The organism is Streptomyces sp. NPDC060232 (genome assembly GCF_042726555.1).
Taxonomy (GTDB): Bacteria; Actinomycetota; Actinomycetes; order Streptomycetales; family Streptomycetaceae; genus Streptomyces.
Map to the genome: position 1 here is coordinate 163,500 of NZ_JBHXAG010000008.1, position 26,920 is coordinate 190,419.

The 26,920-nt window shown below is 72.6% G+C and carries 23 protein-coding genes; 7 read left to right on the forward strand and 16 right to left on the reverse strand.

The genetic code is table 11. From position 1 onward, the window contains the following. Positions 1–66: 66 nt before the first annotated feature. On the reverse strand, positions 67–762 hold the full coding sequence (locus ACFWFZ_RS14430) for an HdeD family acid-resistance protein (protein WP_387121693.1): 696 nt from the start codon (positions 760–762) through the stop codon (positions 67–69). Between the two features lie 86 nt (positions 763–848). On the opposite strand from ACFWFZ_RS14430, the gene ACFWFZ_RS14435 reads away from it, so the two are divergent. Beyond that, on the forward strand, positions 849–1,601 hold the full coding sequence (locus tag ACFWFZ_RS14435; protein WP_387121696.1) for an enoyl-CoA hydratase/isomerase family protein: 753 nt from the start codon (positions 849–851) through the stop codon (positions 1,599–1,601). Between the two features lie 24 nt (positions 1,602–1,625). Here ACFWFZ_RS14435 and ACFWFZ_RS14440 read toward each other — a convergent pair whose 3' ends face one another. Beyond that, complete coding sequence (locus tag ACFWFZ_RS14440; protein ID WP_387121699.1) at positions 1,626–2,255, reverse strand: DJ-1/PfpI family protein; 630 nt, start codon at positions 2,253–2,255, stop codon at positions 1,626–1,628. A gap of 155 nt (positions 2,256–2,410) precedes the next feature. On the opposite strand from ACFWFZ_RS14440, the gene ACFWFZ_RS14445 reads away from it, so the two are divergent. Next, positions 2,411–4,048: an ABC-F family ATP-binding cassette domain-containing protein gene (locus ACFWFZ_RS14445; RefSeq protein ID WP_387121702.1), complete on the forward strand. Its 1,638-nt coding sequence runs from the start codon at positions 2,411–2,413 to the stop codon at positions 4,046–4,048. A 15-nt stretch (positions 4,049–4,063) separates the two neighbouring features. On the opposite strand, the gene ACFWFZ_RS14450 is transcribed toward ACFWFZ_RS14445, so the two are convergent. From ACFWFZ_RS14450 to ACFWFZ_RS14470, 5 genes are all read right to left on the reverse strand, one after another. After that, entirely contained in the window at positions 4,064–4,840 is a 777-nt protein-coding gene (locus tag ACFWFZ_RS14450) for an SDR family NAD(P)-dependent oxidoreductase (RefSeq protein ID WP_387121705.1), read from the reverse strand. Further along, positions 4,837–6,039, reverse strand: coding sequence for an MAB_1171c family putative transporter (locus ACFWFZ_RS14455; protein ID WP_387121708.1), 1,203 nt, complete (start codon positions 6,037–6,039; stop codon positions 4,837–4,839). Before ACFWFZ_RS14455 ends, ACFWFZ_RS14450 begins: the two co-directional genes overlap by 4 nt. After that, positions 6,029–6,529 (reverse strand): hypothetical protein, encoded by a 501-nt coding sequence (locus tag ACFWFZ_RS14460; protein ID WP_387121711.1) that lies wholly within the window; start codon positions 6,527–6,529, stop codon positions 6,029–6,031. The genes ACFWFZ_RS14455 and ACFWFZ_RS14460 overlap by 11 nt, the downstream gene beginning before the upstream one ends. 343 nt (positions 6,530–6,872) lie before the next feature. Further along, positions 6,873–9,338 (reverse strand): Tex family protein, encoded by a 2,466-nt coding sequence (locus tag ACFWFZ_RS14465; RefSeq protein ID WP_387121713.1) that lies wholly within the window; start codon positions 9,336–9,338, stop codon positions 6,873–6,875. 84 nt (positions 9,339–9,422) lie between these two features. After that, positions 9,423–10,286, reverse strand: coding sequence for a hypothetical protein (locus ACFWFZ_RS14470; RefSeq protein WP_387121715.1), 864 nt, complete (start codon positions 10,284–10,286; stop codon positions 9,423–9,425). Between the two features lie 387 nt (positions 10,287–10,673). Between ACFWFZ_RS14470 and ACFWFZ_RS14475 the strand changes: the two genes are divergently transcribed. Continuing rightward, positions 10,674–12,221, forward strand: a complete 1,548-nt coding sequence (locus ACFWFZ_RS14475) for a M1 family metallopeptidase (protein ID WP_387121718.1) — start codon at positions 10,674–10,676, stop codon at positions 12,219–12,221. Between the two features lie 69 nt (positions 12,222–12,290). On the opposite strand, the gene ACFWFZ_RS14480 is transcribed toward ACFWFZ_RS14475, so the two are convergent. Then, positions 12,291–13,193 (reverse strand): oxygenase MpaB family protein, encoded by a 903-nt coding sequence (locus tag ACFWFZ_RS14480; RefSeq protein ID WP_387121721.1) that lies wholly within the window; start codon positions 13,191–13,193, stop codon positions 12,291–12,293. A 90-nt stretch (positions 13,194–13,283) separates the two neighbouring features. Here ACFWFZ_RS14480 and ACFWFZ_RS14485 point away from each other — a divergent pair, with 90 nt between their 5' ends. Continuing rightward, positions 13,284–13,487 carry a hypothetical protein gene (locus tag ACFWFZ_RS14485; RefSeq protein WP_387121724.1) on the forward strand — a complete coding sequence of 68 codons (204 nt, stop codon included), beginning with the start codon at positions 13,284–13,286 and terminating at the stop codon, positions 13,485–13,487. A gap of 125 nt (positions 13,488–13,612) precedes the next feature. After that, positions 13,613–14,602, forward strand: a complete 990-nt coding sequence (gene sph, locus ACFWFZ_RS14490) for a sphingomyelin phosphodiesterase (protein ID WP_387121726.1) — start codon at positions 13,613–13,615, stop codon at positions 14,600–14,602. Between the two features lie 160 nt (positions 14,603–14,762). Here sph and ACFWFZ_RS14495 read toward each other — a convergent pair whose 3' ends face one another. From ACFWFZ_RS14495 to ACFWFZ_RS14505, 3 genes are all read right to left on the reverse strand, one after another. Further along, positions 14,763–15,077 (reverse strand): 4a-hydroxytetrahydrobiopterin dehydratase, encoded by a 315-nt coding sequence (locus ACFWFZ_RS14495; protein WP_387121728.1) that lies wholly within the window; start codon positions 15,075–15,077, stop codon positions 14,763–14,765. A gap of 1 nt (position 15,078) precedes the next feature. Continuing rightward, positions 15,079–15,810: a Twin-arginine translocation pathway signal gene (locus ACFWFZ_RS14500; protein WP_387121731.1), complete on the reverse strand. Its 732-nt coding sequence runs from the start codon at positions 15,808–15,810 to the stop codon at positions 15,079–15,081. A 325-nt stretch (positions 15,811–16,135) separates the two neighbouring features. After that, the gene (locus ACFWFZ_RS14505; protein WP_387121734.1) at positions 16,136–17,977 is read right to left on the reverse strand and encodes an AMP-dependent synthetase/ligase; all 1,842 of its coding nucleotides are present in this window, start codon (positions 17,975–17,977) and stop codon (positions 16,136–16,138) included. An 85-nt stretch (positions 17,978–18,062) separates the two neighbouring features. Between ACFWFZ_RS14505 and ACFWFZ_RS14510 the strand changes: the two genes are divergently transcribed. Then, a complete protein-coding gene (locus ACFWFZ_RS14510; protein WP_387121737.1) occupies positions 18,063–18,791 on the forward strand; it encodes a MerR family transcriptional regulator in 729 nt (242 codons plus the stop codon). A gap of 44 nt (positions 18,792–18,835) precedes the next feature. Beyond that, a complete protein-coding gene (locus ACFWFZ_RS14515; RefSeq protein ID WP_387121740.1) occupies positions 18,836–19,507 on the forward strand; it encodes a 1,4-alpha-glucan branching protein in 672 nt (223 codons plus the stop codon). Positions 19,508–19,559: 52 nt separating this feature from the next. Here the strand turns inward: ACFWFZ_RS14515 and ACFWFZ_RS14520 are convergent, their stop codons facing one another. From ACFWFZ_RS14520 to ACFWFZ_RS14540, 5 genes are all read right to left on the reverse strand, one after another. Continuing rightward, the gene (locus tag ACFWFZ_RS14520) at positions 19,560–21,731 is read right to left on the reverse strand and encodes a 3-hydroxyacyl-CoA dehydrogenase NAD-binding domain-containing protein (RefSeq protein WP_387121743.1); all 2,172 of its coding nucleotides are present in this window, start codon (positions 21,729–21,731) and stop codon (positions 19,560–19,562) included. A 43-nt stretch (positions 21,732–21,774) separates the two neighbouring features. Then, positions 21,775–22,989 (reverse strand): acetyl-CoA C-acetyltransferase, encoded by a 1,215-nt coding sequence (locus ACFWFZ_RS14525; RefSeq protein ID WP_387121747.1) that lies wholly within the window; start codon positions 22,987–22,989, stop codon positions 21,775–21,777. 156 nt (positions 22,990–23,145) lie between these two features. Beyond that, entirely contained in the window at positions 23,146–24,288 is a 1,143-nt protein-coding gene (locus ACFWFZ_RS14530) for an acyl-CoA dehydrogenase family protein (protein ID WP_387121751.1), read from the reverse strand. Between the two features lie 38 nt (positions 24,289–24,326). After that, the gene (locus tag ACFWFZ_RS14535; protein WP_387121754.1) at positions 24,327–25,352 is read right to left on the reverse strand and encodes an LLM class F420-dependent oxidoreductase; all 1,026 of its coding nucleotides are present in this window, start codon (positions 25,350–25,352) and stop codon (positions 24,327–24,329) included. A 3-nt stretch (positions 25,353–25,355) separates the two neighbouring features. Then, positions 25,356–26,561, reverse strand: a complete 1,206-nt coding sequence (locus ACFWFZ_RS14540) for a CaiB/BaiF CoA transferase family protein (RefSeq protein WP_387121757.1) — start codon at positions 26,559–26,561, stop codon at positions 25,356–25,358. Between the last annotated feature and the right edge of the window lie 359 nt (positions 26,562–26,920).

The following is a 26,920-nucleotide window of genomic DNA, read 5'->3' on the forward strand; positions in this document are numbered from 1 at the left end:
GGGCCGCGCTGCTGACCAGAAGTCAGCACCAATCGGACACTTTATGACCGCCGGCTTATGACAGCGTCAGTTGTTGGTCTGTTCCTGATCTTCCACCGGACGCTTCTCGGCCGCCTCGGGCACCCCCTGTGCAGCGCCGGCCTCCGCCCCTGCCGCCGTCCCCGCCTCGTCTTCCCTGACCAAGCCCAGGATGCGCCGCGCCCCCATGCCCATGGCGATGAGGCTCAGGCCGTCGAACAGCAGGGCGAGCGAGAAGAAGGTTCCGATCACGTACAGACTGTTGCCGGGCCAGTTGGAGAGGATCAGGAAGCCGAGCAGCACACCGAAGGCGCCCTGGACGAGCGCGAGCCCGAAGTTGGCTCCGCGTACCACCAGTGCGCCGACCAGCCGGAACAGCCCCCCGGTGAGGAAGAGCAGGGCCGCGAACATGGTCAGCGCCTCGGCGCTCGCCTCGGGGCGGCGCAGGATCACGAACCCCGCCGCGATGTTGATCGCGGCGACGATGACGGCGAGCCAGAAGTAGCTGCTCCCCCGCGACTGCACCGCCTGCACCAGACCGACCACGCCGCCGATGAGCAGCAGCCAGCCGAAGAGGAACATCGAGGTGAGCGTGGCCAGGCCCGTGTAGACGAGACCGACCAGGCCGGCCAGCACGAGGAGCACCCCGAGCACGGCCATCAGCCCGAAGCTGCGGTTGACCTTCTTCTCCCGCTGCGCTTCCCGGTCCCCGGCCGCGGTGCGCCGCGCGCGGTCTGCACCCATGGACGTGCCACCTCCTCGCACCCCCGAAGCACCCCCGACGGACTCCCCTGATCATAGGATTCACCGCCCGGGATAGCATCCCGCGCATGGACGCAGCCCTGGACGCAGCCCTTCTGCACACGGTCTCCGACGGGGTCGCCACCGTCGTCGTCTCGCACCCCGCCAAGCGCAACGCCATGACCGCCGCGATGTGGCGGGCGCTCCCCGGGCTGCTGGACGGCCTGGCGGGCGACCCGGCCGTTCGGGTGCTCGTCCTGACCGGGGCCGGGTCGACGTTCTGCGCGGGCGCCGACATCTCCTCCCTCACCGGGGACGACGACCCCCGGGCCCTGGCCGTGGCGGCGGAGGAGGCCCTGGCGGCCTTCCCGAAGCCGACGCTGGCGGCGATCCGCGGGTTCTGCGTGGGCGGTGGCAGCCAGCTGGCGGCCGCCTGCGACCTGCGCTTCGCCGAGGAGGGGGCGTCCTTCGGGGTGACCCCGGCGAAGCTGGGCATCGTCTACCCGGCGTCCTCCACGCGCCGGCTCGCCTCCCTGGTGGGTCCGGCCTGGGCCAAGTACCTCCTCTTCTCCGCGGAGCTGATCGGGGCGGAGCAGGCGCTGCGCGCCGGGTTCCTGAACGAGCTGCTGCCGGCGGGTCAGCTGGACGAGCGTGTCGCCCGGTTCACCCGGGTCCTGGCCTCCCGTTCGCAGCTGACGCAGGCGGCGGCCAAGGAGTTCGCGGACGGCCGCACCGACCGGGACGCCCACTGGGAGGCGCAGGCGGCCGGGAGCGACGACACCGCCGAGGGGGTCGCCGCGTTCCTGGACCGCCGGGCTCCGCGGTTCACGTGGACGCCGTGAGGACCGGCTGGTGCGGTCACGGCACTACCGGGGCATCCCGCTCCCGCGCAGCCGCGCGACGAGGCGGGCGGGGGCCTTGTCGGGCGAGCCGGCGTCGTAGGGCGGCTGGGGGTCGTACTCGGTCATCAGCTGGACGGCCTGGGCGAAGTCGTCCCCGGCGATGCGGCCGAGCAGGGTGAGTCCCATGTCGATCCCGGAGGACACCCCGGCGGCGGTCACGTACTTCCCGTCGAACACCACGCGTTCGCCGGTGGGCTCGGCGCCGAGCTCGGGCAGCCGGTCCAGATAGAGCCAGTGGCTGGTGGCCCGCCGTCCCTTCAGGAGCCCTGCGGAGGCCAGCAGCAGGGATCCGGTGCACACCGAGGTCGTCCAGGCGGTGGTGGCGTCGACGGTGCGCAGCCAGTCCATGACCACGGGATCGGCCATCTCCCGTTCGGGGTGCGGCCCACCGGGCACGACGACGATGTCGGGCCGGGTGACCTCGTCGAGCCCCTTGTCGGCGACGAGGGCGAGCGACCCGTTGTCGGTGCGTACGGGCCCGGGCCGTTCGGAGACGAAGACGACCTCGGCGCCGGTCAGCCGGCCGAGGGTCTCGAACGGGCCGATGGCGTCGAGGGCGGTGAAGCGGTCGTAGAGCAGTACGGCGATCTGCATGGCTCCTCCGGAGCGGTCGAACGGCTGCGGCCCGGCCCCTGCACCCCCCGCACCGGGCCCGTGGCAACGTACCGTGCCCGGGCGACCGCACCGTGTGACCACAGGGCCTCCGTCAACCGGAGCCGGGCCGACGCGCCGATAGGATCGGCCTCATCATGACTGCAACCCTCGTCGCCAAGAAGCTCACCGCCGCGCACGGCGAGCGCACACTGTTCGCCGATCTCGACCTCGTCGTCGCGCCCGGTGACGTCATCGGCCTCGTCGGAGTGAACGGCGCCGGGAAGTCGACCCTGCTGCGCCTGCTCGCCGGGCTGGACACCCCCGAGACCGGGGAGCTGCGGCTCTCGCCGCCCACCGCCGCCGTCGGCCATCTCCCGCAGGAGCCGGAACGCAGGCCCGAGGAGTCGGTCCGGGAGTTCCTGGCCCGGCGTACGGGTGTGGCCACCGCCCAGGCGGAGCTCGACTCGGCGACGCAGGGCCTGGTGGACGGTACGCCGGGCGCGGACGACGCCTACGCGACCGCGCTCGACCGGTGGCTGGACCTCGGTGGCGCCGACCTGGACGAGCGTGCCCAGGAGGTGGCCGACGAGCTGGGCCTCGCGGTCGGTCTGGACCTGCCGATGACGGCGCTCTCCGGCGGCCAGGCGGCCCGTGCGGGCCTGGCCTCGCTCCTGCTCTCCCGCTACGACGTCTTCCTGCTGGACGAGCCGACCAACGACCTGGACCTGGACGGTCTGGAACGGCTGGAGCGGTTCGTCAAGGGGCTGCGCGCCGGCACCGTCGTGATCAGCCACGACCGGGAGTTCCTGGCGCGGACCGTCACCAAGGTGCTCGAACTGGACCTGGCGCAGCAGCAGATCAACCTCTTCGGCGGCGGCTACGACTCCTACCTCGACGAGCGGGCGCGGGCCCGCAGCCACGCGCGCGAGGAGTACGAGGAGTACGCGGACAAGAGGGCCTCGCTGGAGGGGCGGGCCCAGATGCAGCGCAACTGGATGGACAAGGGCGTGCGCAACGCCCGCCGCAAGGCCACCGACAACGACAAGATCGGCAAGGCGCTGCGCGGCGAGTCCAGCGAGAAGCAGGCCGCCAAGGCCCGCCAGACGCAGCGTGCGATCGAGCGGCTGGAGGTCGTCGAGGAGCCCCGCAAGGAGTGGGAGCTGCGCATGGAGATCGCGGCCGCCCCGCGCTCGGGCTCCGTGGTGGCCACCCTGCGCGAGGCGGTCGTCAAGCGCGGGGACTTCGCCTTCGGCCCGGCCAGCCTGCAGATCGACTGGGCGGACCGGGTGGCGATCACCGGGGCCAACGGCGCCGGCAAGTCCACCCTCCTCGCCCTGCTCCTGGGCCGGCTGGCCCCGGACTCCGGCTCCGCCGCACTCGGTTCGGGCGTCCTGGTCGGCGAGGTCGACCAGGCGCGCGGCCTGTTCCTCGGCGACGAGCCCCTGCTGGAGGCGTTCTGCGCGGCGGTGCCCGACACCGAGCCCGCCGAAGTACGTACGCTGCTGGCCAAGTTCGGCCTGAAGGCGGCCCACGTCCTGCGACCGGCGGCGACCCTCTCCCCCGGCGAGCGCACCCGCGCGGCCCTCGCGCTGCTGCAGGGCCGGGGGGTGAACCTGCTGGTCCTGGACGAGCCGACCAACCACCTCGACCTGCCGGCGATCGAGCAGTTGGAGTCCGCCCTGGAGTCCTACGAGGGCACGCTCCTGCTGGTCACGCACGACCGCCGGATGCTCGACGCGGTCCAGGTGACCCGCCGGCTGCAGGTCTCGGCCGGCAAGGTCACCGAACTGTAGCGGCGGCCTGGCCGGTCATGCGGCCGGGGTCGGGGGGCGGCGCTTGCGGGCCATCTTGCGGGCGACGAAGGTGCGCGGGAGGTGGCGGACGGCGAGGGCGTAGGCCTGGTAGCGGCGGCCGGTGATGCTGACCGGGCGGCGCAGGGCCAGGTCCTTGAGCGCCTGCTCGACCACGGCCTCCGGCTCCAGCCAGACCGCGTCGCGCAGCGCGCTGACGTCCATCCCGGCGCGTGCCTGGAACTCGGTGCGGGTGAAGCCGGGGACCACGGCCAGGACCCGGACGTTGTAGGGCTCCATGTCCACCCGGAGGGACTCGCTGAAGGCGGTGATCCAGGCCTTGGCGGCCCCGTAGGTGCCCGTGGGCAGCAGTCCGGCCACCGAGGAGACGTTGACGACGGCGCCGTGGCGGCGCGCGCGCAGGCCGGGCAGCGCGGCGTGCGTGAGCCGCAGCGGGACCTTGACGAGGAGGTCGAGCATCCGCTCCTCGTCCTCGACCGGGCTGTACGGGAAGGGCGCGGGGAGCCCGAAGCCCGCGTTGTTGACCAGGATGTCCACGGGCCGGCTTCGGTCGGCGAGCCGTCCGGCCACCTTGTCGAGGTCCGCGGGGTCCAGCAGGTCGGCGGGCAGCACCTCGCAGGCGGTGCCGTACTCGCGGGCCAGCGCGCCGGCGACGGCGTCGAGCCGGTCCTTGTCGCGGGCGACGAGGACCAGGTCGCAGCCCTTGGCCGCGCATCCTCGGGCGAAGGCCGCGCCCAGTCCGGCGCTGGCTCCGGTGATCAGTACGGTGGTCACGGCGCTTTCACTTCCTCGGTGGTGGCCGGCGAGGTGTAGGCCTCGGCGACGTCGACGAGGAACCGGGCCTCGTCCGCCAGGTCCCCGCCTTCGTTCGAACTCTGGATGGCCGCGGGCAGTTCCAGCGCGGCCGTCTCGCCGGACTGTCCGGGCAGTCCGGGTCCGGGCAGTCCGTCGAGCTTGGCCCGCCGTGCGTCCTTCAGTACGCGGGCCAGCGCGGCCGCGGTGCGCCGCTGCTCGGGGATCCCGTGGCCGGCGAGGAGGCTGCGGGCCTGCTCCAGGGCGCCCGGGCGGGCGTACTCGCCCAGGATCAGGATGGCGTCGCGCGTCTCGATGACCTTGCGGTAGACCAGCAGGTCGCGCTGAACCGGCGGCCACAGCAGTTCCGCCACCCGGGAGCTCCTCGGCTTGTTGAGGGCGACGTGCGGGACCGCTTCGACCAGGTCCCGCCACAGGGGCCACAGCCGCCAGGCGGTGGCGATGTCGGCGACGCTGCGGCGGAGCGTGAACAGGGTGGGCACGAGGATCGCGGCGGCGCGCAGCAGGCCGTGCAGGTTCATCAGCAGCGGGAGGGCGGGCATCGCCCACGTGCTGCCGAACAGCGCCTTGGCCAGGTAGGCCAGCCAGAACAGTCCGGCGAGCGCGGTGCCGAGGCCGAAGAGGCGCAGGCCGGCCGCGAGGCCACGGCTGTCGGTGCGTCGGCTGTAACGCCAGCACAGGGACACGCACACGGTGTTGGCGATGACGTGGGCCGAGATCAGCACGAGCCAGTACGCGAGGGACGGCACCGGATCGCCGACCGGGGGCATGGTGTGCGTGCCGTGTCCGGGCGCGGCGGCGTCCAGGGCCACCAGGACGGCCGGCCAGGCCGCGGTGGCGGCGCAGGAGGCGAGTTGGAGGCGGCGGCCGCGGGTGGCGGCGGCGACGAAGTAGAGCACGGCGCCCGCCGACAGCACCCCGATGAGGTTGCGGACGAGGCCGATGGTGTGGGCGTAGGCCGCGCCCCGGTCCATCGCGTAGGCGACGACGTCCGGCAGGTTCAGGGTCATCGCTGCGGCGGCGGTCGCGACGGCCAGCCACAGCCCGCGCTGCTGGGGCGAGCGCAGGGCGCCCGGGGCGCGCAGCAGGACGGCGGCCCACAGGCACACCACGCTCGGGACGGCGAGCCAGTTGCCGAAGGCGGTCAGGTCAGCCGCCATCGGTGCCCCGCTCGTAGCCCATGGCGGACTCCAGCCGGGCCAGGGTGCCGCGGTCCCGGGCGGGGGTGCGCGGGCCGGCGTTCGCGGTACGGATGCGGATCATGCTGGCGAGCATCTCCGCCTCCTGCTCCTGGCGGGTGGTGTAGTTGGTGCGTCCGAGCACGACGGGGGCGCTGCCGTCGGTGTCCTCGCCCTCCAGCGAGTGGTGCCCGAAGAGGATGTGGCCGAGCTCGTGGAGGACGATGTGCTCGCGGTGCAGCGGGGTGGTCTGCGCCTCGTAGAAGACGTAGTCGACGCTGGCCGTGCCCACCCACAGGCCGCAGACCCCGGATTCCGCCGCCTCCTTGGGGAGCGGGTGGAGCCGGATGGGGCGGCCGCGCTGCTCGGCGATCCGCGCGCACAGGACGTCGAGGGAGAACGGATGGGTCAGATCCAGATGGCCGAGAATGTTCTCGCACCTTTTGCGAATGCTGAGTTGCCGGTGGGACATGTGATCCCTCTTCGGACCCTTTCCGGGGCAGCGTCGGTAGGCGTGTGTGGGCATGGGTATGACGTCCTGTGCCTTCAAGGCGGCCTCGGGGGAATGCAGTCCTGAGGGAGGAAACACGGAAGCCCGTCCGCCGGGTGACGAACGGGCGTTCCACCATGCCTACAGATCTTGTACGCGAGTTGGCAAGGAAAGTCCCCAGGTGGGGAACCTATTCGGCCATCACGTACGAAGATCCTCACGCGCCGGGTGGCCGGGGGCCGCCCCCAGGGGGTGCCCGGCGGACCAGGGTCGGACACCCCTCATGGGCGTGCGGGACCGCTCCCGCACGCCCCCGACGCCCGCGTCACCGCTTGCGGCGCTCCTCGGGCGCGGTGAGGCCGGCCCGGCGCAGGGCGTCGGCCATCGCGCTGTTCGCCGGGGCGGGCGCGCCGCCTCCCTGCCGCCGGCCCTGGCCGCCGCCCTGGCTCTGGCCGCGTTCGCCCTGGTTCCTGCCGCCGCCCTGCTGGCCGCGTTCGCCCTGGTTCCTGCCGCCGCCCTGGCCGCCCGCTCCGCCGCGCTGCTGCGGGGGACGGCCGCCGCCGCGCCGCTCGTCGCGCTGGCGCGGGGCGCCGGCGCCGCGTTCCGCCCCGGCCTCGTCCTCCAGCCGCAGGGTCAGCGAGATCCGCTTGCGCGGGATGTCCACGTCCATGACCTTGACGCGGACGATGTCACCCGGCTTGACCACGTCCCGGGGGTCCTTGACGAAGGTCTTCGACAGCGCCGAGACATGCGCCAGGCCGTCCTGGTGGACGCCGATGTCGATGAAGGCGCCGAAGGCGGCCACGTTGGTGACCACACCCTCCAGGATCATCCCGGGGGCCAGGTCGCCGATCTTCTCGACGCCCTCCTTGAAGGTCGCCGTCTTGAAGGCGGGGCGCGGGTCGCGGCCCGGCTTCTCCAGCTCGCGCAGGATGTCGGTGACCGTGGGCAGGCCGAAGGCCTCGGTGACGAACTGCTCGGGCCGCAGGGAGCGCAGGACGCCGGTGTTGCCGATCAGCGCGGCCACCTCGCCGCCCGCCGTCTTGCCCATCGCCCGGACCACCGGGTAGGCCTCGGGGTGCACGGCGGAGGCGTCCAGCGGGTCGTCCCCGCCGCGGATCCGCAGGAAGCCCGCGCACTGCTCGTACGCCTTGGGACCGAGGCGGGCCACGTCCTTGAGGCCCTTGCGGTTCCTGAAGGGGCCGTTGGCGTCGCGGTGGGCGACGATGTTCTCGGCGAGGGTCCCGCTGATGCCGGAGACCCGCGACAACAGAGGCGCGGAGGCGGTGTTGACGTCGACGCCGACGCCGTTCACACAGTCCTCGACCACCGCGTCGAGGGAGCGGGACAGCTTCACCTCGGACAGGTCGTGCTGGTACTGGCCGACGCCGATCGACTTCGGGTCGATCTTGACCAGTTCGGCCAGCGGGTCCTGGAGGCGGCGGGCGATGGAGACGGCCCCGCGGAGGGACACGTCCATGCCGGGCAGTTCCTGCGAGGCGAAGGCGGAGGCCGAGTACACGGAGGCGCCCGCCTCCGAGACCATCACCTTGGTGAGCCCGAGGTCGGGGTGGCGGGCGATCAGGTCCCCGGCCAGCTTGTCGGTCTCCCGGGACGCGGTGCCGTTGCCGATGGCGACCAGCTCGACCGCGTGCTCCTTCGCGAGGCGGGCCAGCTTGGCGAGGGACTCGTCCCACTTGTTGGCGGGCACGTGCGGGTAGACCACGTCGGTGGCCACGACCTTGCCGGTGGCGTCCACCACGGCGACCTTCACACCGGTGCGGAAGCCCGGGTCGAGGCCGAGGGTGGCCCGGGTGCCGGCGGGCGCCGCGAGCAGCAGGTCGCGCAGGTTCGACGCGAAGACGCGCACGGCCTCGTCCTCGGCGGCCTGGCGCAGCCGCATCCGCAGGTCGATGCCGAGGTGCACCTGGACCTTGGTGCGCCAGCACCAGCGGACCGTGTCCGCGAGCCACTTGTCGCCGGGCCGGCCGCGGTCCGCGACGCCGAAGCGGCGCGCGATCATGCCCTCGTACGTGGACGGGCCGGGGGTGCCGGCGTCCTCGGGGGCCTCGGGCTCCAGGTTGAGGTCGAGGACCTCCTCCTTCTCGCCGCGCAGCATGGCGAGGACGCGGTGCGAGGGCAGCGCGGTGAAGGGCTCGGCGAAGTCGAAGTAGTCGGCGAACTTGGCGCCGGCCTCCTCCTTGCCCTCGCGGACCTTCGCGGCGAGCCGGCCGCGGCCCCACATGCGCTCGCGGAGCTCGCCGATCAGGTCGGCGTCCTCGGCGAACCGCTCGGTGAGGATGGCGCGGGCGCCCTCCAGGGCGGCGGTCGGGTCGGCGACGCCCTTGTCGGCGTCGACGAACGCGGCGGCCGCGGCTGCCGGTTCCACCGACGGGTCGGCCAGCAGGCCGTCCGCGAGGGGTTCCAGGCCGGCCTCGCGGGCGATCTGCGCCTTGGTGCGGCGCTTGGGCTTGAAGGGGAGGTAGATGTCCTCCAGGCGCGCCTTGGTGTCGGCCGCGTTGATCCGTGCCTCCAGCTCGGCGTCGAGCTTGCCCTGCTCCCGTACGGAGTCCAGGACCGCCGCGCGCCGGTCCTCCAGCTCGCGCAGATACCTCAGCCGCTCCTCCAGGGTGCGCAGCTGGGCGTCGTCGAGCATCTCGGTCGCTTCCTTGCGGTAGCGCGCGATGAACGGCACGGTGGAGCCGCCGTCGAGCAGCTCGACGGCGGCCTTGACCTGCCGCTCCCGTACGCCGAGCTCCTCGGCGATCCTGCCTTCGATGGACATCGTCACGATCGGGTCCCGCCTGCCTTCGTTTGCACTGGAAGGCTGCCAATTGTGGCAGGTGGCCGTGACGGACCGCGGGAGCCCTGCCCGTCAGGCCCTGCCCATGAGGTCCCTCGGGAAGGCTCCCGCGGTCACGGCCTTGACGACGAGGGCGCCGCCGACCTCGGTGAGGCGGGCCAGTCCGTCCGCGCCGAGGTGCTCGTAGGGGGCCGCGTCGAGGCGGTCGGTGTCGCTCTCCAGTTGCTCGCGCAGGGCCGCGCCGTCCTCGGTCAGCTCGCCGGCGGAGTCGAGCACGCCGCGCTCGCGCAGGCGGCCGGCCGCGGCGTCGAGGTCGTCCTGCGTCCAGCCGCGCATGGCCTTGAGCCACTTCGGGGTCATGCCCTTGCCGGTGGCGGTGTGGCTGACCAGCGCCTCGACCGGGTCCAGGCCCGCGAGGAGGAGGGCGGCGAGGTGGCCGTCGCCGCGATGCTCGCGCAGCAGGGTGGTGGCGTACCACAGCCGCAGGTGCGGCTCTTCGGGTACGGGGAGGTCGGCGTGGGCCGCGTACAGGGTGCGGGCGTGCCGGGTGCAGCCCTCGGTGGCACGCATCGCCAGGTCGGCGGCCTCGGCCACCTCGGGGGACTTCACGGTGTCGGCGCCGAGGAGGCGGGTCAGGGCGGCGTCGGCGGCGCGCAGCCGGGCGGCGAGGGCCTGGCCGGGGGTGACGGTGCTCCAGACGGCGGGCAGGTGCCGGGCGACGAGGTCGTGGCGGTAGTTGTAGAAGGCGGCGGTGACCGCGCCGGCGCCGACGGCGCCCATCGCGGCGGAGCGGTGCGCCAGGTTGACCGCGACGGGGTCGGTCACCCCGAGGGCGGCGAACTCCTCGGCTGTCTCCGGCGAGAAGTAGACGGTGGCGTGCAGCGGATTGACGGCGGCGTGCCAGCAGCGTCTGGCGGCGAGCGGATGAAGGGTCATGCGGGGCACGGTACCGACTGTTCGGTATGCCGGGTAGGCCGTGACCGGACCGCCGTGACCGGACCGCCGTGGGCGGGCCGGCCGGCACCGGGCGGGCCCGCGGGGCCCGGTGGTCCGATCCGGACGATCCGCCGGGCGGGGTGGGGCGTTCGGCGGTGGGGGTGCAGTCGGGCCGGCGGGCGGGTGGACCGCAGGCCGGGGCGGGTGCGGCGGGGTCGGCGGCGTCCGCGCGGGCGACGCCGGCGCCCCGCAGCCGGCGGACCCGTGACGGCCGAATGGCGATCGTGTGACAGCGGGGGCCATGGACATGACCTGAGGGTCCAGGGGTGAATACGGTCGAGCGACGACCTTGAACCGAGCTGCCTCCCCTACCACTTGGAGCCATTCGTGCACCGCAAAGTCATCGTCCCGAGCGTGCTCGCCGCTTCCCTTCTGCTGGTGATCCCGGCGTCGGCGGCGAGTTCCGGTCCGGGCGCCCCGGGTATCGGCGATCCCTACTACCCGGCCAGCGGCAACGGCGGATACGACGTGTCGCACTACGACCTGCGCCTGAAGTACCAGCCGGCGACGGACCTGCTCGAAGGCACCGCGACCCTGATCGCCACCGCCAAGCAGGACCTGTCGCGCTTCAACCTCGACTTCGGCCTGAAGGTGAGCGAGATCCGGGTCAACGGCGCCAAGGCGAAGTTCGCCACGTCCGGCGCCCACGAGCTGGAGGTGACCCCGGCGAAGCCGCTGGCCCGCAACACCCCGCTGACCGTGGTCGTCACGTACGCCGGCAAGCCGTCCGAGCTGAAGGTCGACGGCTGGACGGCCTGGCAGCGCACCCCCGACGGCGGCGTGGCGGCGCAGGAACCCGACTCGGCGGTCTGGTGGTTCCCCAGCAACGACCACCCGCTGGACAAGGCCACCTTCGACGTCTCGGTCAACGTGCCCGACGGCACCCAGGCCATCAGCAACGGCGTGCTCCAGTCGCAGACCTCACGGCTCGGCTGGACCCGGTACAACTGGCGCTCCAACAAGCCGCAGGCCACCTACTTGGCCACGCTCGCCGTCGGCAGGTTCGACATCACCACCGACAGGACGGCGAGCGGGCTGCCGATCGTCAACGCGTACAGCAAGGACCTCGGCGACAACGCGGGGGCGGCGCGCGCGAGCGTGGAGCGGACCGGCGAGGTCACCGAGTGGCTGGAGGGGGTCTTCGGGCCGTACCCCTTCAACGCGCTGGGCGGCTACGTGCCGAACGTGAACGCCGGCTACGCCCTGGAGACCCAGACGCGGCCGTTCTACGGTCCGCGCCAGTTCCAGAACGGCGCGAACGTCTCGGTGGTCGTGCACGAGCTGGCCCACCAGTGGTACGGCGACAGCGTGTCCGTGGAGGGCTGGAAGGACATCTGGATCAACGAGGGCTTCGCCCGCTACAGCCAGTGGCTGTGGTCGGAGAAGGAGGGCGAGGGCACCGCCCGGGAGCTTGCCGACTGGGCCTACTCCCTGCGCCCGGCGGAGGACGCCTTCTGGCAGGTCAAGCCCGGTGACCCGGGCCCGGAGAACCAGTTCCACGGGGCCGTCTACGACCGCGGCGCCATCGCCCTGCAGGCGCTGCGCAACGAGATCGGCGACGAGGCGTTCTTCCGGATCCTCAAGGGCTGGCCGACCGAGCGTGCCTACGGCAACGCCAGGGTCGGGGACTTCGTGCGGTACGCGGAGAAGGTCTCCCGCAAGCCGCTGGCCCAGCTGTTCGAGACCTGGCTCTACACCCCGGGCAAGCCCGACGCGTCGGCGCTGAACCCGGCGGCGGGCCGGCCCGAGGCCCGCACGGCGCAGCCGTCCGCCCCCGCGAAGCCCGCCGCGGAGCCGAAGTCCTGGAAGAAGATCGCCGAGACGAACACGGTCCACGACACCGCGCACGGCTCGGGGCCCGGCCACCGGCACTGAGTCCGCTGCGCCCGGCGCCCGTACGCGGCCCCCGCCTCCCGCAGGGGCCGCGTGCCGTACCGGGGGCCGTCAGCGGCGTCCCGCATGCCACTCGGCGCGCGCCCGGTAGGCGATCGGCAGGTAGCGCAGCCGCTCCGGCAGCAGGGGCACGATCAGGCGGACGGCGGTGCTGAAGCGCCGCAGCCGGCGCTCCTGCGCCGGGCTCCAGTCCAGCCCGATCGCGGCGCGCGCCTCGGGCGGCATGTACCCGGCCGTGACGAAGGCCCGCAGGCGCAGGAAGGCCACCCGCACGGCGGGCCAGGTCAGCCGCAGCAGCAGCCGCAGGAGGAGCGGGCCGCCCTCGGGCCGGGGCAGCGGCACGTCGGTGGCGACCAGCTCGCGGGCGACCGCGGTCGGCTCGATCTCCTCGGCCAGCATCCGCGCCCAGTAGGTCCAGTACTCCTCGATGGTCTGCGGCATGTCCCGGTCGCGCAGGCCGAGGATCCTGCCGACCTGGAGCCACTCCCGGTAGAGCTGCTGCTCCTGGGCGGGGGTGAAGCGGCGCAGCAGGTAGCGCCCGGCGTACAGGTAGACCGGGAAGCCGGTGGCGTGCACCCACGCGTAGCAGGCGGGGTCGAGGGAGTGGTAGCGCCGGCCGCGGGTGTCGGTGCCCTGGATGTCCTTGTGCAGGCGGCGGACCCGGCGGCCCTCCTCGGCGGCCTCCTCACCGCCGTACACCCACAGCTGGACCGAGCGCAGGGAGCGCTCGCCGCGGCCCCAGGGGTCGGTGCGGAAGACGGAGTGCTCGTCGACGCCGGCCGCGATGGCCGGGTGCGCGACCTGCATGGTGAAGGCGGCGGGCAGCATCAGCAGCGCGCGGATGTCGCCGGCGATGGTCCACAGCACCCCGCCGGGCGGGGGCGGCGCGGGGTCGGTGCGGGCGGCGGACGGCTCCGGTGTCGCCCGCGCGGCCGTACGGTCGGTCCCGGTCATGCGCGCCCCCAGCTGTCGCTCTCTTCGGTTTCCAGTATGACCTGGGCCGGAGCCCTTCCGGCGGGGCGGTGCGCACGTCATCCTGCGGCGATGGACCTGTCTCCCTCCGCGTGGCTGGAAGCGCTTCTGCCCTTCGTGCTCGCGGCCGTCGCCGTCACCTCCGCCCTCGTCTGCGCGGCCGCCGCGGTCGTCCTCCTCGGGCTGCGCCTGGCGCTGCGGCGGCGGCGCCGGGGGGCCCGGGAGGAGGCCGCGGGCGGCCTCGCCGGGTTCGGCTGGACCTCCTCGGAGGACTGACGGCGGCCCCGCCGCGTGATCGTCGCGGCCCGGACAGAAAGTGGCTGCACGGGTGTTACCCAGAGGTAACCGCGGCTGCTTGGATGACGGGGCCGATCTTCCCGCGCAGGAATGATGGAGACCTCATGCTGCACACCTCCCACCGCCGCAACCGGGCCGCAGCCGCGGCCGTCGCGGCGATCGCCGCCGGCGCCATGGCAGCCACCACCGCGCCCGCCGCCACGGCCGCGGAGAACGCCGCCGCCCCGCGGCTCAGCGTCCTGTCGTACAACGTGTTCCTGATGAGCAAGAACCTCTACCCGAACTGGGGCCAGGACCACCGGGCCGCGGAGATCCCCAAGACCTCCTTCTACCAGGGCCACGACGTGGTCGTGCTCCAAGAGGCCTTCGACAACAGCTCCTCCGACGCGCTGAAGGCGAACTCCGCCGCGCAGTACCCGTACCAGACCCCGGTCGTCGGCCGCAGCAAGAGCGGCTGGGACGCCACGGGCGGCGCCTACTCCTCCACCACCCCGGAGGACGGCGGCGTCACGATCCTCAGCAAGTGGCCGATCGTCCGCAAGGAGCAGTTCGTCTACAAGGACGCCTGCGGCGCGGACTGGTGGTCCAACAAGGGCTTCGCCTACGTCGTGCTGAACGTGAACGGCACGAAGGTGCACGTGGTCGGCACGCACGCGCAGTCCACCGACCCGGGCTGCGGCGCGGGCGAGGCGGCGCAGATGCGCGCCCGGCAGTTCCGGGCGCTCGACGCCTTCCTGGACGGCAAGAACATCCCGGCGGGCGAGCAGGTCATCCTGGCGGGCGACCTCAACGTCGACTCGCGCACCCCGGAGTACGCGAGCATGCTCGCCAACGCCGACCTGGCCGACTCCGACTCGCGCACGGGCCACCCGTACTCCTTCGACACCGCGATGAACTCGATAGCGAAGTACCGCTACCCGACCGACCCGCGCGAGGACCTGGACTACGTGCTCTACCGCAAGGGCAACGCCCGCCCGGCGGGCTGGGAGAACAACGTGGTCAAGGAGGAGTCGGCGCCCTGGACGGTCTCCAGCTGGGGCACCTCCTACACCTACACCAACCTCTCCGACCACTACCCGCTGATCGGCCGCTGACGCCCCCGACCCGGCCGGTGCGCGGCGTGCGCGCCCACCGGCCGGGGCTCACGCCTGCCTGGCGTCCCGGGCGGTCTCCGCAGTCCAGAAACTGACCGCTCGAACACCACGGCCCCCTCTCGCCTTCGGGCGGGAGGGGGCACATTCGTCATGGCCGGGGTCAGTCAAGCGGCAGGGCTTGGTGCGCGGCGACGATCGCGTCGATGCGCGCGGCCAGGTCGAAGTCTGCCGACGTGAGCCGGTTCCCGGCATCGTGCGTGGTGATGGACGCCCGCAGATGGTCGATCCTCAAGTCCAGGTCAGCGTGATGCTGGATCCGCCGGGACCGGTCGGCGATCGTCACGATCGCGGCCACGGCCGCGTGGTAGCGGATCGGGTAGGTGCGAGTGATCTCGTCACCCACCTGCTCCCACCCTGGCAACGCCGCCAGATGCTCGGCAATCTCCTCGTGCGTCAGCGGCTTCGGTACGCCCATGTCAGCTCCCCTCGTTCACGGGCCCCAAGACCTCGGCGAGGTCCCGGCCAACGGGGGCATCGTGCCACGGCCGCATGGCCCGCTCCAGGGCACCGAGTTCGCGCAACATCCGCACCGACCGGGTCTCGACGGCGATGGTCGCCGCTTCGCGTGCGATCTCTACGGCGTGGTCGGGGTCCCGGGAGACGGCGGCGGCGGTGGCGTGCCGGGCGAGGTACACGCCGCGGTCCCGGCGCGCGGTGGACGGCACCGCGGCGAGGACCTGTGACCAGAGTCGGTCGGCCTCGCGGCCGAGGCCGAGTCGGCCGTAGCAGGTGGCCCGCTGCACCTCCAGGTATCCGGGAGTCCGACGGCAGGCGTTGCCCCAGGGCAGGTCGTCGTCGACGCGCGGCAGCAGCCCGCCGGCGGTGTCGATGAGCCGGTCGACGGCGTCCCGATCGCCGGTGAGACTGGCGCCGGGGGCCTGCTGCTGCATGGCCATGATGCGAACCTTGGGGAAGAGCCGGTCCGCGTCGTCGAGGGCGGCCTCGCAGAGGTCGATGACGCCGTGGCCGTCGCCGAGGTCGGTGCGCACCTGGGCCTGGTTGACGAGGGAGTACCCGATCAGGTGCGGGTCCCGGGACCGTACCGCTATCTCCTGCGTCACCCCCCGCCAGAAGCCCGCGGTCCCGAGGTCCCCGGCGTCCTGGTACAGCCAGCCGACGAGCGCGGCGTAAGTGGAAGCCGCTCGCACGATGGAGCACCGGCACGGCCGGGACCTGCTGTGCATCCCCTGCGCGGAAGCCGGCTACCGAGCCCGCGTGGTCCTGTTCCCCCCGCTCGGCATCTACGGACTCAACGGAAGGAAGCTCAAGACGGGCAAGCACGGATCTCCCGCAGGACCCCAGATGCCGCCGGACCCCGACCCCCGGCCGCCCGCCGGTGTAACCGCCTCGCAGGCGAGATGAGACCGCCCCGGCCGGCAGTTCCCCCTCAGGCCGGGGCTGCTCACGCGCGGAAACGCCCGCAACCGCCCCGGCCAGCGGGCGCGCACGCCGCCCACCGGCCGGGCGCGCGGGTCACGCCGGGTCGTACGACTCCTGGTACAGGCCGTCGATCAGCGCGCCGTACTTGTCGCGGACGACCCGGCGGCGCAGCTTGAGGGAGGGCGTGAGTTCACCGCTCTCGGGGCCCCACTCCTCGGTCAGCACCCGGTAGCGCTTGATCTGCTCGGTCCGGTTGAGCCGGGCGTTGGCCGCCTCGACCGCGCGGGCGATCTCCTCCCGGACGGCGGGGTGCTCGGCGAGCGCGCTCACCGAGTCCGCCTCGATGCCCCGGGCGGCCGCCCAGACCGGGGCCAGCTCCGTGTCCAGGACGAGCAGGGCGACGAGGTAGGAGCGTCCGTCGCCGTGCACCAGCGCCTGGCCGATCAGGGGGTGCTCCTTGACCGTGTTCTCCACCAGCGCGGGCGAGACGTTCTTCCCGGTGGAGGTGATGATCAGTTCCTTCTTGCGGTCGGTGATCCAGAGGAAGCCGTCCTCGTCGATCCGGCCGACGTCCCCCGTGGGGAACCAGCCCTCCGTGTCGGAGGCGCTCTCCACCGAGCCGTCCGGCCGCAGGTAGCCGCCGAAGACGGTCGCTCCGCGGGTGAGGATCTCCCCGTCCTCGGCGATCCTCAGCTCCACCCCCTCGATCGGCCGGCCCACCGAGCCCAGCCGGAAGCCGTCGGCGCTGTTGAGGGTGCACACCCCGGCCGTCTCGGTGAGCCCCCAGGCGTCCATGATCGTGATGCCCCAGCCGGCCCAGAAGCGGATGACGTCGATGGGCATCGGCGCGGTGGCGCTGGCCGTCCAGGCGAGCCGGTCCATGCCCGCGAGCCGCAGCAGCGGGTCCAGCGTCCGTTCCTTCGCCGAGGCGTACGCGGCTTCGAGCGCGGCGGGCACCTCCTCGCCCCGCTCGTGGTGGCCGGCCCGGGCGCGGGCGAGGTCGCCCGCCGCCTCGATGGCGGTGCGCTGGTCCTCGGGGAGCTGCGCGAGGACCGCGCGGACGGAGGCGGCGAGCTTCTCCCACACCCGCGGCACCCCGAAGAACTGCACCGGGCGCAGTTCACGGACGGCCGCCGACACGGCGGCGGGATCGGCGCACAGCATGACGTGGGAGGCCCTCAGCAGGGGCAGGTAGATGCCGAGGACCCGCTCGGCGATGTGCGCGAAGGGCAGGTAGCAGATGTGCGCCGCGTGCTCGGGCAGGTCCACGCGCCGGTCGAGGCGGACCGCCTGGAGGATCAGGTTGCGGTGGGTCAGGCGCACGCCCTTGGGGTCGCCGGTGGTGCCCGAGGTGTAGACGACGGTCAGCGGGTCCTCGGGGCGGGACTCCTGCCAGGCCTTGTCGAAGGCGTCGGCGCGGTGGATCCGGGCGCCGCCCGCGTACAGCGAGGCGTACGTGCCGTGCCGGCCGGCGTCGGCGGCCTCGGCGACGACGAGGCGCTCCAGGGGGACGTCGGCGGCGGCCAGCAGCGGCTCCCACCGGGCGAGTTCGCGGGCGCCCTCGACGACGGCGACCCGGGCCCGACTGTGGCGGGCGATGTGCGCGATCTGCTCGGGCGCGGAGGTCCCGTACACGGTGACGGGCACGGCGCCGAGGTGGAAGAGGGCGAGGTCGCTGAGCCAGTGCTCGGGGCGGTTGCCCATCATCAGCAGGACGTGCTCGCCGCGTCCGACGCCGAGGGCCGCGTAGCCGGCGGCGAGGACGGCGACCCTGTGGCGGACCTCGCTCCAGGTCAGGGTCGTCCAGCCGGCCGCGTCGGGGCCGGCTCGCCAGGAGAGGGCGGGGAGGTCCCCGTGCTCGGCGGCGTTGCGGGCGAGCAAAGCGGAGAAGGTGATCTCTTCGGGTCGTCCGGGCAGTCGCAGGTTCGTGGTCATGGGCAGCTCCTGGCCGTTTCACATCGTTGGTGCGACAGCAATACTGTTGAACCCAAGCTGTGGAGCAGAGAGCGAGGCGCAGACGATGGCCGACCAGGCACCCGAGCCGATGCTCACCGTCGACGAGCTGGCGGCCCGGGCGGGCGTCACCGTGCGCACGGTACGGTTCTACAGCACCCGCGGGCTTTTGCCCCCTCCCGTGATCGGTCCGCGTCGGGTGGGGCACTACGGGCCGGAGCACCTGTCGCGGCTGGCCCTGATCGAGGAGCTCCAGCACCAGGGCATGACCCTGTCCGCCATCGAGCGCTACCTGGACGCGCTGCCCGACGACCTGAGCGCGCACGATCTCGCGATCCACCGGGCGATGGTGGCCAGTTGGGCCCCGGACGCGGCCCGGGAGGTGTCGCGGGAGGAGCTGGAGAAGCGGGCGGGGCGGAGCCTGTCGGACACCGACGTGCGGCGGCTGACGGCGATGAACGTGCTGGCCGCCTCGGGGGACGGGTTCCGGGTGGACGTGGGGCTGCTGCGGCTCGGGGTCGCCCTGCTCGACGTGCCGATCGCGCACGAGACGATCCTGGCGGCGCGCAAGGTGCTGCTGGAGCACACCCGGTCGGCGGCGCAGGAGCTGACGGCGCTGTTCCGGGACGAGGTGTGGGGGCCGTTCACGGAGGGCGAGAGCGATCCGGAGCGGGTGGAGTCGATGAAGGCGCTGTCGGCGCACATGCAGCCGATGGTGGTGCAGGCCTTGGTGACGGCCTTCCAGCGGTCGCTGCGGGAGGAGTTGCGGTCAGCCTTCGCCTCCGGCGACGACTGATCCGGAGTCGAGTGGTCCGGCCGCGTCGGGTAGCTTCACGGCGCATGGCAGTCATTCACCGCACCACCATGTCGCCCGGCAAGCTCGAACTGATCGCCGCCTGGTTGCCGTCGAGGCCCTGGTACCGGGGCGGGGACACACCGCTGCTCGCCAAGGCCGGCGGTTTCCGGCTCGACGACCCCGAGGGCGAGGTCGGCATCGAGTTCATGGTGGTCACCGACACCTCGGGGGACTCCCCCGTCACCTACCAGGTCCCGCTGACCTACCGCGGGGCGCCCCTGGGGTCTGCCGCGGACGGCCTGATCGGCACCTCCGAGCACGGCGTCCTGGGCCGGCGCTGGATCTACGACGGGGCACACGACGCGGTCCTGGTCGAGCAGTTGCTCGCGCTGCTGGCGGGCTCTGCGACGGCCCAGGACCAGAGCGTCAGCGGCGCCCCCGACCCGACGGTCGAGGTCCGCGCCGGGGGCTCCGGCGTACCGGCCGGGCTGGTCGGGCCGGGCGCCGTGACCGACACCGCGGACGCGACCGTCGTCGGCGTCGGCCCGGCCGGGCGGGAGGAGCCGGTGCTGGCCCTGACGGTGTCCCGGGTGCCGGCCTCCGGGTCCGCGGGGGCCGGCGGCTCCGCGCTGGGGCAGGTGTTCGCCCGGTGGACGGACGCGGACGGCGCCGAGCAGCGCGGGGTGTTCGCCGTCCTGCGCGGCGGGGACGTGTAGCGTGCGGCCGCCCCGGGCCCGCTCGCGGCGGGAGCGGGGCGGCCGTCCGTGCTCAGTCGCTGTAGGTCTCGCCGCGCTCGGCCTTCTCCACGAGGGAGGCCGGCGGGGTGAACCGCTCGCCGTACTTCCCGGCGAGCTCGCGGGCGCGCGTCACGAAGCCGGCGAGGCCGCCCTCGTAGCCGTTGATGTACTGGATCACGCCGCCGGTCCAGGCCGGGAAGCCGATGCCCATGATGGAGCCGATGTTGGCGTCGGCGACCGAGGTGAGGACGCCCTCGTCGAGGCAGCGGACGGTGTCCAGGGCCTCGGAGAAGAGCATCCGCTCCTTCATGTCCTCGAAGGGGACGTCGGCGTCCGGCTTGGTGAAGTGCTCGCGCAGGCCCGGCCAGATGCGGGCGCGCATGCCCGACTCGTCGTACTCGTAGAAGCCGGCGCCGCCGCTGCGGCCGGGCCGGCCGAACTCGTCCACCATCCGGTCGATGACGGTGTCGGCGGGGTGCTCGGTCCACGTCCGGCCCTCCGCCTCGAAGGCCTTGCGGCTCTCGTTGCGGATCTTGCGCGGCAGCGTCAGGGTGAGTTCGTCCATGAGGGAGAGCACCTTGGCCGGGTAGCCGGCCTGGGCGGCGGCCTGCTCGACGGAGGCGGGCTCGACGCCCTCGCCGACCATCGCCACGCCCTCGTTGATGAACTGGCCGATGACGCGGGAGGTGAAGAAGCCGCGCGAGTCGTTGACCACGATCGGGGTCTTGTTGATCTGGCGGACCAGGTCGAAGGCGCGGGCGATGGCCTCGTCGCCGGTCTGCGCCCCCTTGATGATCTCGACGAGCGGCATCTTGTCGACGGGCGAGAAGAAGTGCAGTCCGATGAAGTCGGCGGGCCGCTTCACGCCCTCGGCGAGCCCGGTGATGGGCAGGGTCGAGGTGTTGGAGCACAGGAGCGCGTCGGGTGCGATGACGTCCTGGATCTCCTGGAACACCTTGTGCTTGAGGGCGGTGTCCTCGAAGACGGCCTCGATGACGGCGTCGCAGCCCGCCAGGTCGGCGACGTCGGCGGTCGGGGTGATCCGGGCGAGCAGCTCCGCGCGCCCCTCCTCGGTGGTCCGGCCGCGGGACAGCGCCTTGTCGAGCAGCTTCTGCGAGTACGCCTTGCCCTTGGCGGCGGCCTCGGCGGTGACGTCCTTGAGGACCACCTCGATGCCCGCGCGGGCGCAGGAGTAGGCGATGCCGGCGCCCATCATGCCGGCGCCGAGGACGGCGACCTTGCGGACCTGCCGCGGCTCGACGCCCTGGGGGCGGCTGCGGCCGGCGTTGACGGCCTGGAGGTCGAAGAAGAACGCCTGGATCATGTTCTTGGCGGTCTGTCCGGTGACCAGCTCGGTGAAGTAGCGGGCCTCGATGGTCAGCGCGGTCTCGAAGTCCACCTGGGAGCCCTCGACGGCGCAGGCCAGGATGTTGCGCGGGGCCGGGTACGGGGCCCCGTTCAGCTGCTTCTTCAGGTTGGCCGGGAAGGCCGGGAGGTTGGCGGCGAAGCGCGGGTTGGACGGCGTGCCGCCGGGGATCTTGTAGCCGGGTACGTCCCAGGGCTGCTGCGACTCGGGGTTGGCGTCGATGAAGGCGCGGGCCTTGTCGAGCATCTCCTCGGGCGTGGCGGCCAGTTCGTGCACGAGGCCGTTGTCCAGGGCGCGCTGGGGGGTGTACTGGGTGCCCTGGAGCAGCACCTTGAGCAGCGCGTCGGCGATGCCCATCAGGCGTACGGTGCGGGTGACGCCACCGCCGGCCGGCAGGAGGCCGAGGGTGACCTCGGGCAGGCCGATCTTGGAGCCGGGCGCGTCGAGGGCGACGCGGTGGTGGGAGGCGAGCGCGATCTCGTAACCGCCGCCCAGGGCCGCGCCGTTGATGGCGGCGACGACGGGCTTGCCGAGGGTCTCGATGCGGCGCAGGGACCGCTTGATCTCGGTGCCGGTGTCGAAGGCGAGCTGCGCGTGCTCGGGGCGCAGCCGGATCATGTCCTTGAGGTCGCCGCCGGCGAAGAAGGTCTTCTTCGCGGAGGTGTAGATGATGCCGCGGATGGAGTCCTTCTCGGCTTCGGCGCGGTCCGCGATGGCCGCGATGGAGTCCTTGAAGGCCTGGTTCATCGTGTTGGCGGACTGGCCCGGGTCGTCGAGGACCAGGGTGACGACGCCGGTCTCGTCCTGTTCCCAGCGGATCGTGGTGGACTCGCTCATGTTCGCTACTTCCGTGTCGGAGGGGTCGGGGGACAGGGACGGTTCAGAGGCGTTCGACGATGGTGGCGACGCCCATGCCGCCGCCGACGCAGAGGGTGACCAGACCGTAGCGCTTGTCCTGGCGCTCCAGCTCGTCGACGACCGTGCCGAGGATCATCGCGCCGGTGGCGCCGAGCGGGTGGCCCAGCGCGATGGCGCCGCCGTTGACGTTGACCTTGTCGAGGGAGAGGCCCATGTCCTTGACGAAGCGCAGGACGACGCCGGCGAAGGCCTCGTTGATCTCGACGAGGTCGATGTCGTCGATGGTCAGCCCGGCCTTGGCGAGGGCCTTGCGGGTGGCCGGGGCGGGGCCGGTGAGCATGATGGTGGGCTCGGAGCCGGAGACGGCCGCCGAGACGATGCGGGCGCGCGGCGTCAGGCCGTTGCGCTGACCCGCCTCGCGGGAGCCGATGGCGACGAGCGAGGCGCCGTCGACGATGCCGGAGGAGTTGCCCGCGTGGTGGACGTGGTCGATCTTCTCGATCCAGTGGTACTTCTGGAGGGCGACGGCGTCGAAGCCGCCGAGTTCGCCGATGTCCGCGAAGGACGGCTTCAGCTTGGCGAGGGTGTCGGCGGTGGTGCCCGGGCGGACGAACTCGTCGTGGTCCAGGACGACCAGGCCGTTGCGGTCGGTGACCGGGACGACGGACTTCGCGAAGCGGCCGTCCTTGATCGCGGCGGCTGCGCGCTCCTGGGAGAGGGCCGCGTACTCGTCGACGGCGCGCCGGGAGAAGCCCTCGACGGTGGCGATCAGGTCGGCGCCGATGCCCTGCGGGACGAAGCCGGTGTCCCAGTTGGTCATCGGGTCGGCGAACCAGGCGCCGCCGTCCGAGGCCATCGGTACGCGGGACATGGACTCCACGCCGCCCGCAAGGACCAGGTCCTCCCAGCCGGAACGGACCTTCGCGGCCGCCAGGTTGACGGCTTCCAGACCGGAGGCGCAGAAGCGGTTCTCCTGTACGCCGGCCACCGTGTCCGGGAGCCCGGCCGCGATGGCCGCGATACGGGCGATGTCGGAGCCCTGGTCGCCGACCGGGCCGACGACGCCGAGCACGATGTCGTCGATGGTGGCGGGGTCCAGGCCGGGGTTGCGCTCGCGCAGGGCGTCGATGAGTCCGACGACGAGGTCGATCGGCTTGGTGCCGTGCAGGGAGCCATTGGCCTTGCCGCGGCCGCGCGGGGTGCGGATCGCGTCGTATACGTAAGCTTCGGTGCTCACTGGTCAAGCCTTTCGGTGTGCTGGAAGGTGCGGGGAAGGTCCTGGAAGTCCTGAAAAGTCCTGGAAGTTCTGGAAGGCCTGGAAGTTCTGGAAGGCCTGGAAGGTAATCGGTGAGGCCGCGGAAGAAGGTTCGGCCAGGGGGCTCGGCCGACGGGGTCAGCTGAGGAGGGACCGGCCGATGATCTCCTTCATGATCTCGGTCGTACCGCCGTAGATGGTCTGGATCCGGCCGTCGGTGAAGGCCCTCGCCACCCGGTACTCGGTCATGTATCCGTAGCCGCCGTGGAGTTGCAGACAGCGGTCCGCCACACGCTTTTGCAGTTCGGTGGCCCACCACTTGGCCATCGAGGCGTGCACGTGGTCCAGCTCGCCGTTCGCGTGGTCGGTGATGCACCGGTCGAGGAAGGTCCGGGTGACGGCGACCTCGGTGGCCATCTCCGCGATCTCGAACCGGATGTGCTGGAGCTTGGACAGCGGACGTCCGAAGGCCTCGCGCTCCTTCACGTACTGGGTGGTGATCTCCAGCAGGTACTCGGCGGCGGCGATCCCGGCCATCGCGATGCCCATCCGCTCCTGCGCCAGATTGGTCATCAGGTGGACGAAGGCGCCGTTCAGTTCGCCGAGCAGGTTCTCCTTCGGGACGCGTACGTCGTGGAAGAACAGCTCGGCGGTGTCCTGCGCCTTCTGGCCGATCTTGTCGAGGTTGCGGCCGCGCTCGAAGCCCTCCGCGCCGCGCTCGACCACCAGCAGCGACAGGCCGTGCGCCCCGCCCTCGGGGGTCGTCCTGGCCACCACGATCACCAGGTCGGCCAGGATGCCGTTGGAGATGAAGGTCTTGGAGCCGTTCAGCACCCAGTGGTCGCCGCGGTCCTCGGCGGTGGTCCGGATCCCCTGGAGGTCGGAACCGGCGCCGGGCTCGGTCATCGCTATGGCCGTGACGGTCTCGCCGGAGCAGAAGCCGGGCAGCCAGCGGCGCTTCTGTTCATCGGTGGCCAGCGAGGTCAGGTACGGCCCGATGATGTCGTTGTGCAGGCCGATGGCGAGTCCGGGGGCGCCCGCCCTGGTGAACTCCTCGGCGATGACGGCGGCGTAGCGGAAGTCGGTGTTCCCGCCGCCCCCGTACTCCTCCGGGACGGCGAACCCGAGCAGCCCCTGGCGGCCGGCGGCCCGCCACGCCTCGCGGCTGACGATGCCGTCCTTCTCCCACTGCTCGTAGTGCGGCAGCACCTCCTTGGCGAGGAAGGTGCGGACGGTCTCGCGGAACGCCTCGTGGTCGGCGTCGAAGATCCGGCGCTTCATCGGACGGCTCGCTGCATCGGAAGGCTCCTTAGGGCCGGTTAAAGCCAGTTCTTGACGGTCTCGACCAGCCGGGCGGGCTCGGGGCCGACGGGTGTGACGTTGAGCATGGTGACGCCCGCCTCGCGGAAGGCCTCGACACGCTCGCGTACGTAGCCCTCGGGCCCGCACAGGGTCATCAGCTCGCAGAACTCGTCCGGCACGGCCGCCGCGGCGTCGCGCGTGCGTCCGGCGAGGTAGAGCTCCTGGATACGGCGGGCCGCGTCCCCGTAGCCGTAGGCGACGGCGAGGTCGTTGTAGAAGTTCTTGCCGACCGCGCCCATGCCGCCGACGTACAGCGCGATCTGCGGGCGGGCGCGTTCGCGTACGGCGGCCGCGTCCTCGCCGATGGCGAGCAGGCCGCCCGCGACGGTCTGGAGCGGGCCGAGTTCCGGCGCGCGCTTCGCCGCGCCCTCGGCGAGCGGGCCGCCCCACACGGCGGCGGCCTTCTCCGGGATGAAGAGCGTGGGCAGCCAGCCGTCCGCGATCTCGGCCGTCAACGCGACGTTCGCCGGGCCGAGGGAGGCGATGTAGACGGGGATGGCGTCGCGCACCGGCCGGGTGAGGATCTTCAGCGGCTTGCCGTGCCGGCCGCCCTTGTCGGGCGGCAGCGGCATGTCCGTGATGCCGTGGTGGTCGATCGTCTCGCGGCGCCAGATACGCCGGCACAGCTCGACGGTCTCGCGGGTCCGGCCGAGCGGCTTGTCGTACGGCTTCCCGTGCCAGCCCTCGACGACCTGCGGGCCGGAGGCGCCGAGGCCGAGGAGCGCCCGGCCCCCGGAGAGGGCGTCCAGTCCGGCGGCCGTCTGCGCGATGAGGCCGGGGGTGCGCGAGTAGACGTTCATGATCGCCGAGCCGATCCTCAGCCGCTCGGTGCGGGCGGCGAGGTAGCCCATGATCGTCGGGGAGTCGAAGCCCCAGGCCTCGGCCACCCACACGGCGTCGAGTCCGGCGGACTCCAGCGCGGCCGCCTCGTCGGCGGCCAGGCGCGGGTCCCCCGCGTAGTCGAGCATCATCGACAGTTCCATCGGTCAGCCGTCCTTTCCGAGCAGGGCCGGTACGTCCCAGTCGGCGGCCACCGACGCGGTGTGCGCTCCGGGTCGGGCGGGGCCGTCGGTGACGGACACCGGGGTCGCGGAGAACCGCGGGGCGGGGGCCGGCTGCACGATCCCGCCGAAGTCGGTGAAGGTGCCCCGGGCGGCGAGGTGGGGGTGGCCGGGGGCCTCGCGCAGGGAGAGCACGGGCGCGACGCAGGCGTCGGTCCCCTCGAAGAGCGCCGTCCACTCCTCGCGGGTACGGGTCCGGAAGCGGGCGGCGACGGCCTCGCGCAGCTCGCCCCAGCGGGCGATGTCCTTGCGGACCGGAGCCCGGTCCGCGATGCCGAGGAGTTCCACGAAGGTGTCGTAGAACTGCTGCTCCAGCGCGCCGACCGCCATGTACCCGCCGTCGGAGGTCTCGTAGGTGCCGTAGAAGGGGCAGCCTCCGTCGAGGAGGTTGGCACCGCGCCGGTCCTGCCAGCCGCCCGCCGCCATCATCCCGTGGATCATGGCGGTGAGGTGGGCGGTGCCGTCGACGATGGCCGCGTCGACGACCTGGCCGGTGCCGGTGGCCCGGGCGTGCTGGAGGGCGGCGAGGACACCGATCACGAGGTAGAGAGAGCCTCCGGCGTAGTCCCCGACCAGGTTGGCGGGGACCGCCGGGGGCTCGCCCGGGTTGCCGATCATGCCGAGGGCGCCGGTGACGGCGATGTAGGCGATGTCATGGCCCGCGGTGTGCGCGAGCGGGCCCTCCTGGCCCCAGCCGGTCATCCGCCCGTAGACGAGGCGGGGGTTGCGGGCGTGACAGTCGGCCGGCCCGACGCCGAGCCGTTCGGCGACGCCGGGGCGGAAGCCCTCGACGAGGACGTCGGCGCGCTCGACCAGGTCCAGGACCCGGGCGGGCCCGTCGGGAGACTTGAGGTCGACCAGGACGGAACGCTTGCCGCGGTTGGTGATGTCGTAGGCGGGGTCGACCGCGAGTCCGCCTCCGCCGGGCCGGTCCACCCGTACGACGTCCGCTCCCAGGTCGGCGAGGAGCATGGCGGCGAAGGGTCCCGGGCCGATGCCGGCCAGCTCGACAACGCGTACGCCGGCGAGCGGGCCGCGGCCGCCGGCCGCTCCGGTGCCGGCTCCGGCCGCGGCTCCGGTCCCGGTCCCGGTCCCGGTCCCGGTCCCGTTCCCGTTCCCTGTCACTGCCATCGAGCCCCCAGCGTCTGCGGTGTGGTGCCTGGTGTGCCTGGTGTGCCTCGTGTGCCTCGTGTGGCTGGCGTGTCTAGTGGGCGACTGTGTGACACAACTGATGTAACACCGGTGATGCTAGGAACGTGTTCCACCGAGCACAAGCCCCCTGGCCGGGCTCCCGCCGGATCGGCCGGCTTTGGCGGATCCGGCCCCCCGGGACGGCAGTGGGATCCGGGGGCCACCCCCCTGACGGACCGTCCGGGGACTCTGTACTCTGAACACGTTTTCGAGCTGATCAAGCGTTCAATCAGATAAATGGGGGATCGGTGCGTCGTCGCCGTCTTGTAATCTCCGCTGCCGCCATCGCGGCGGGCGTT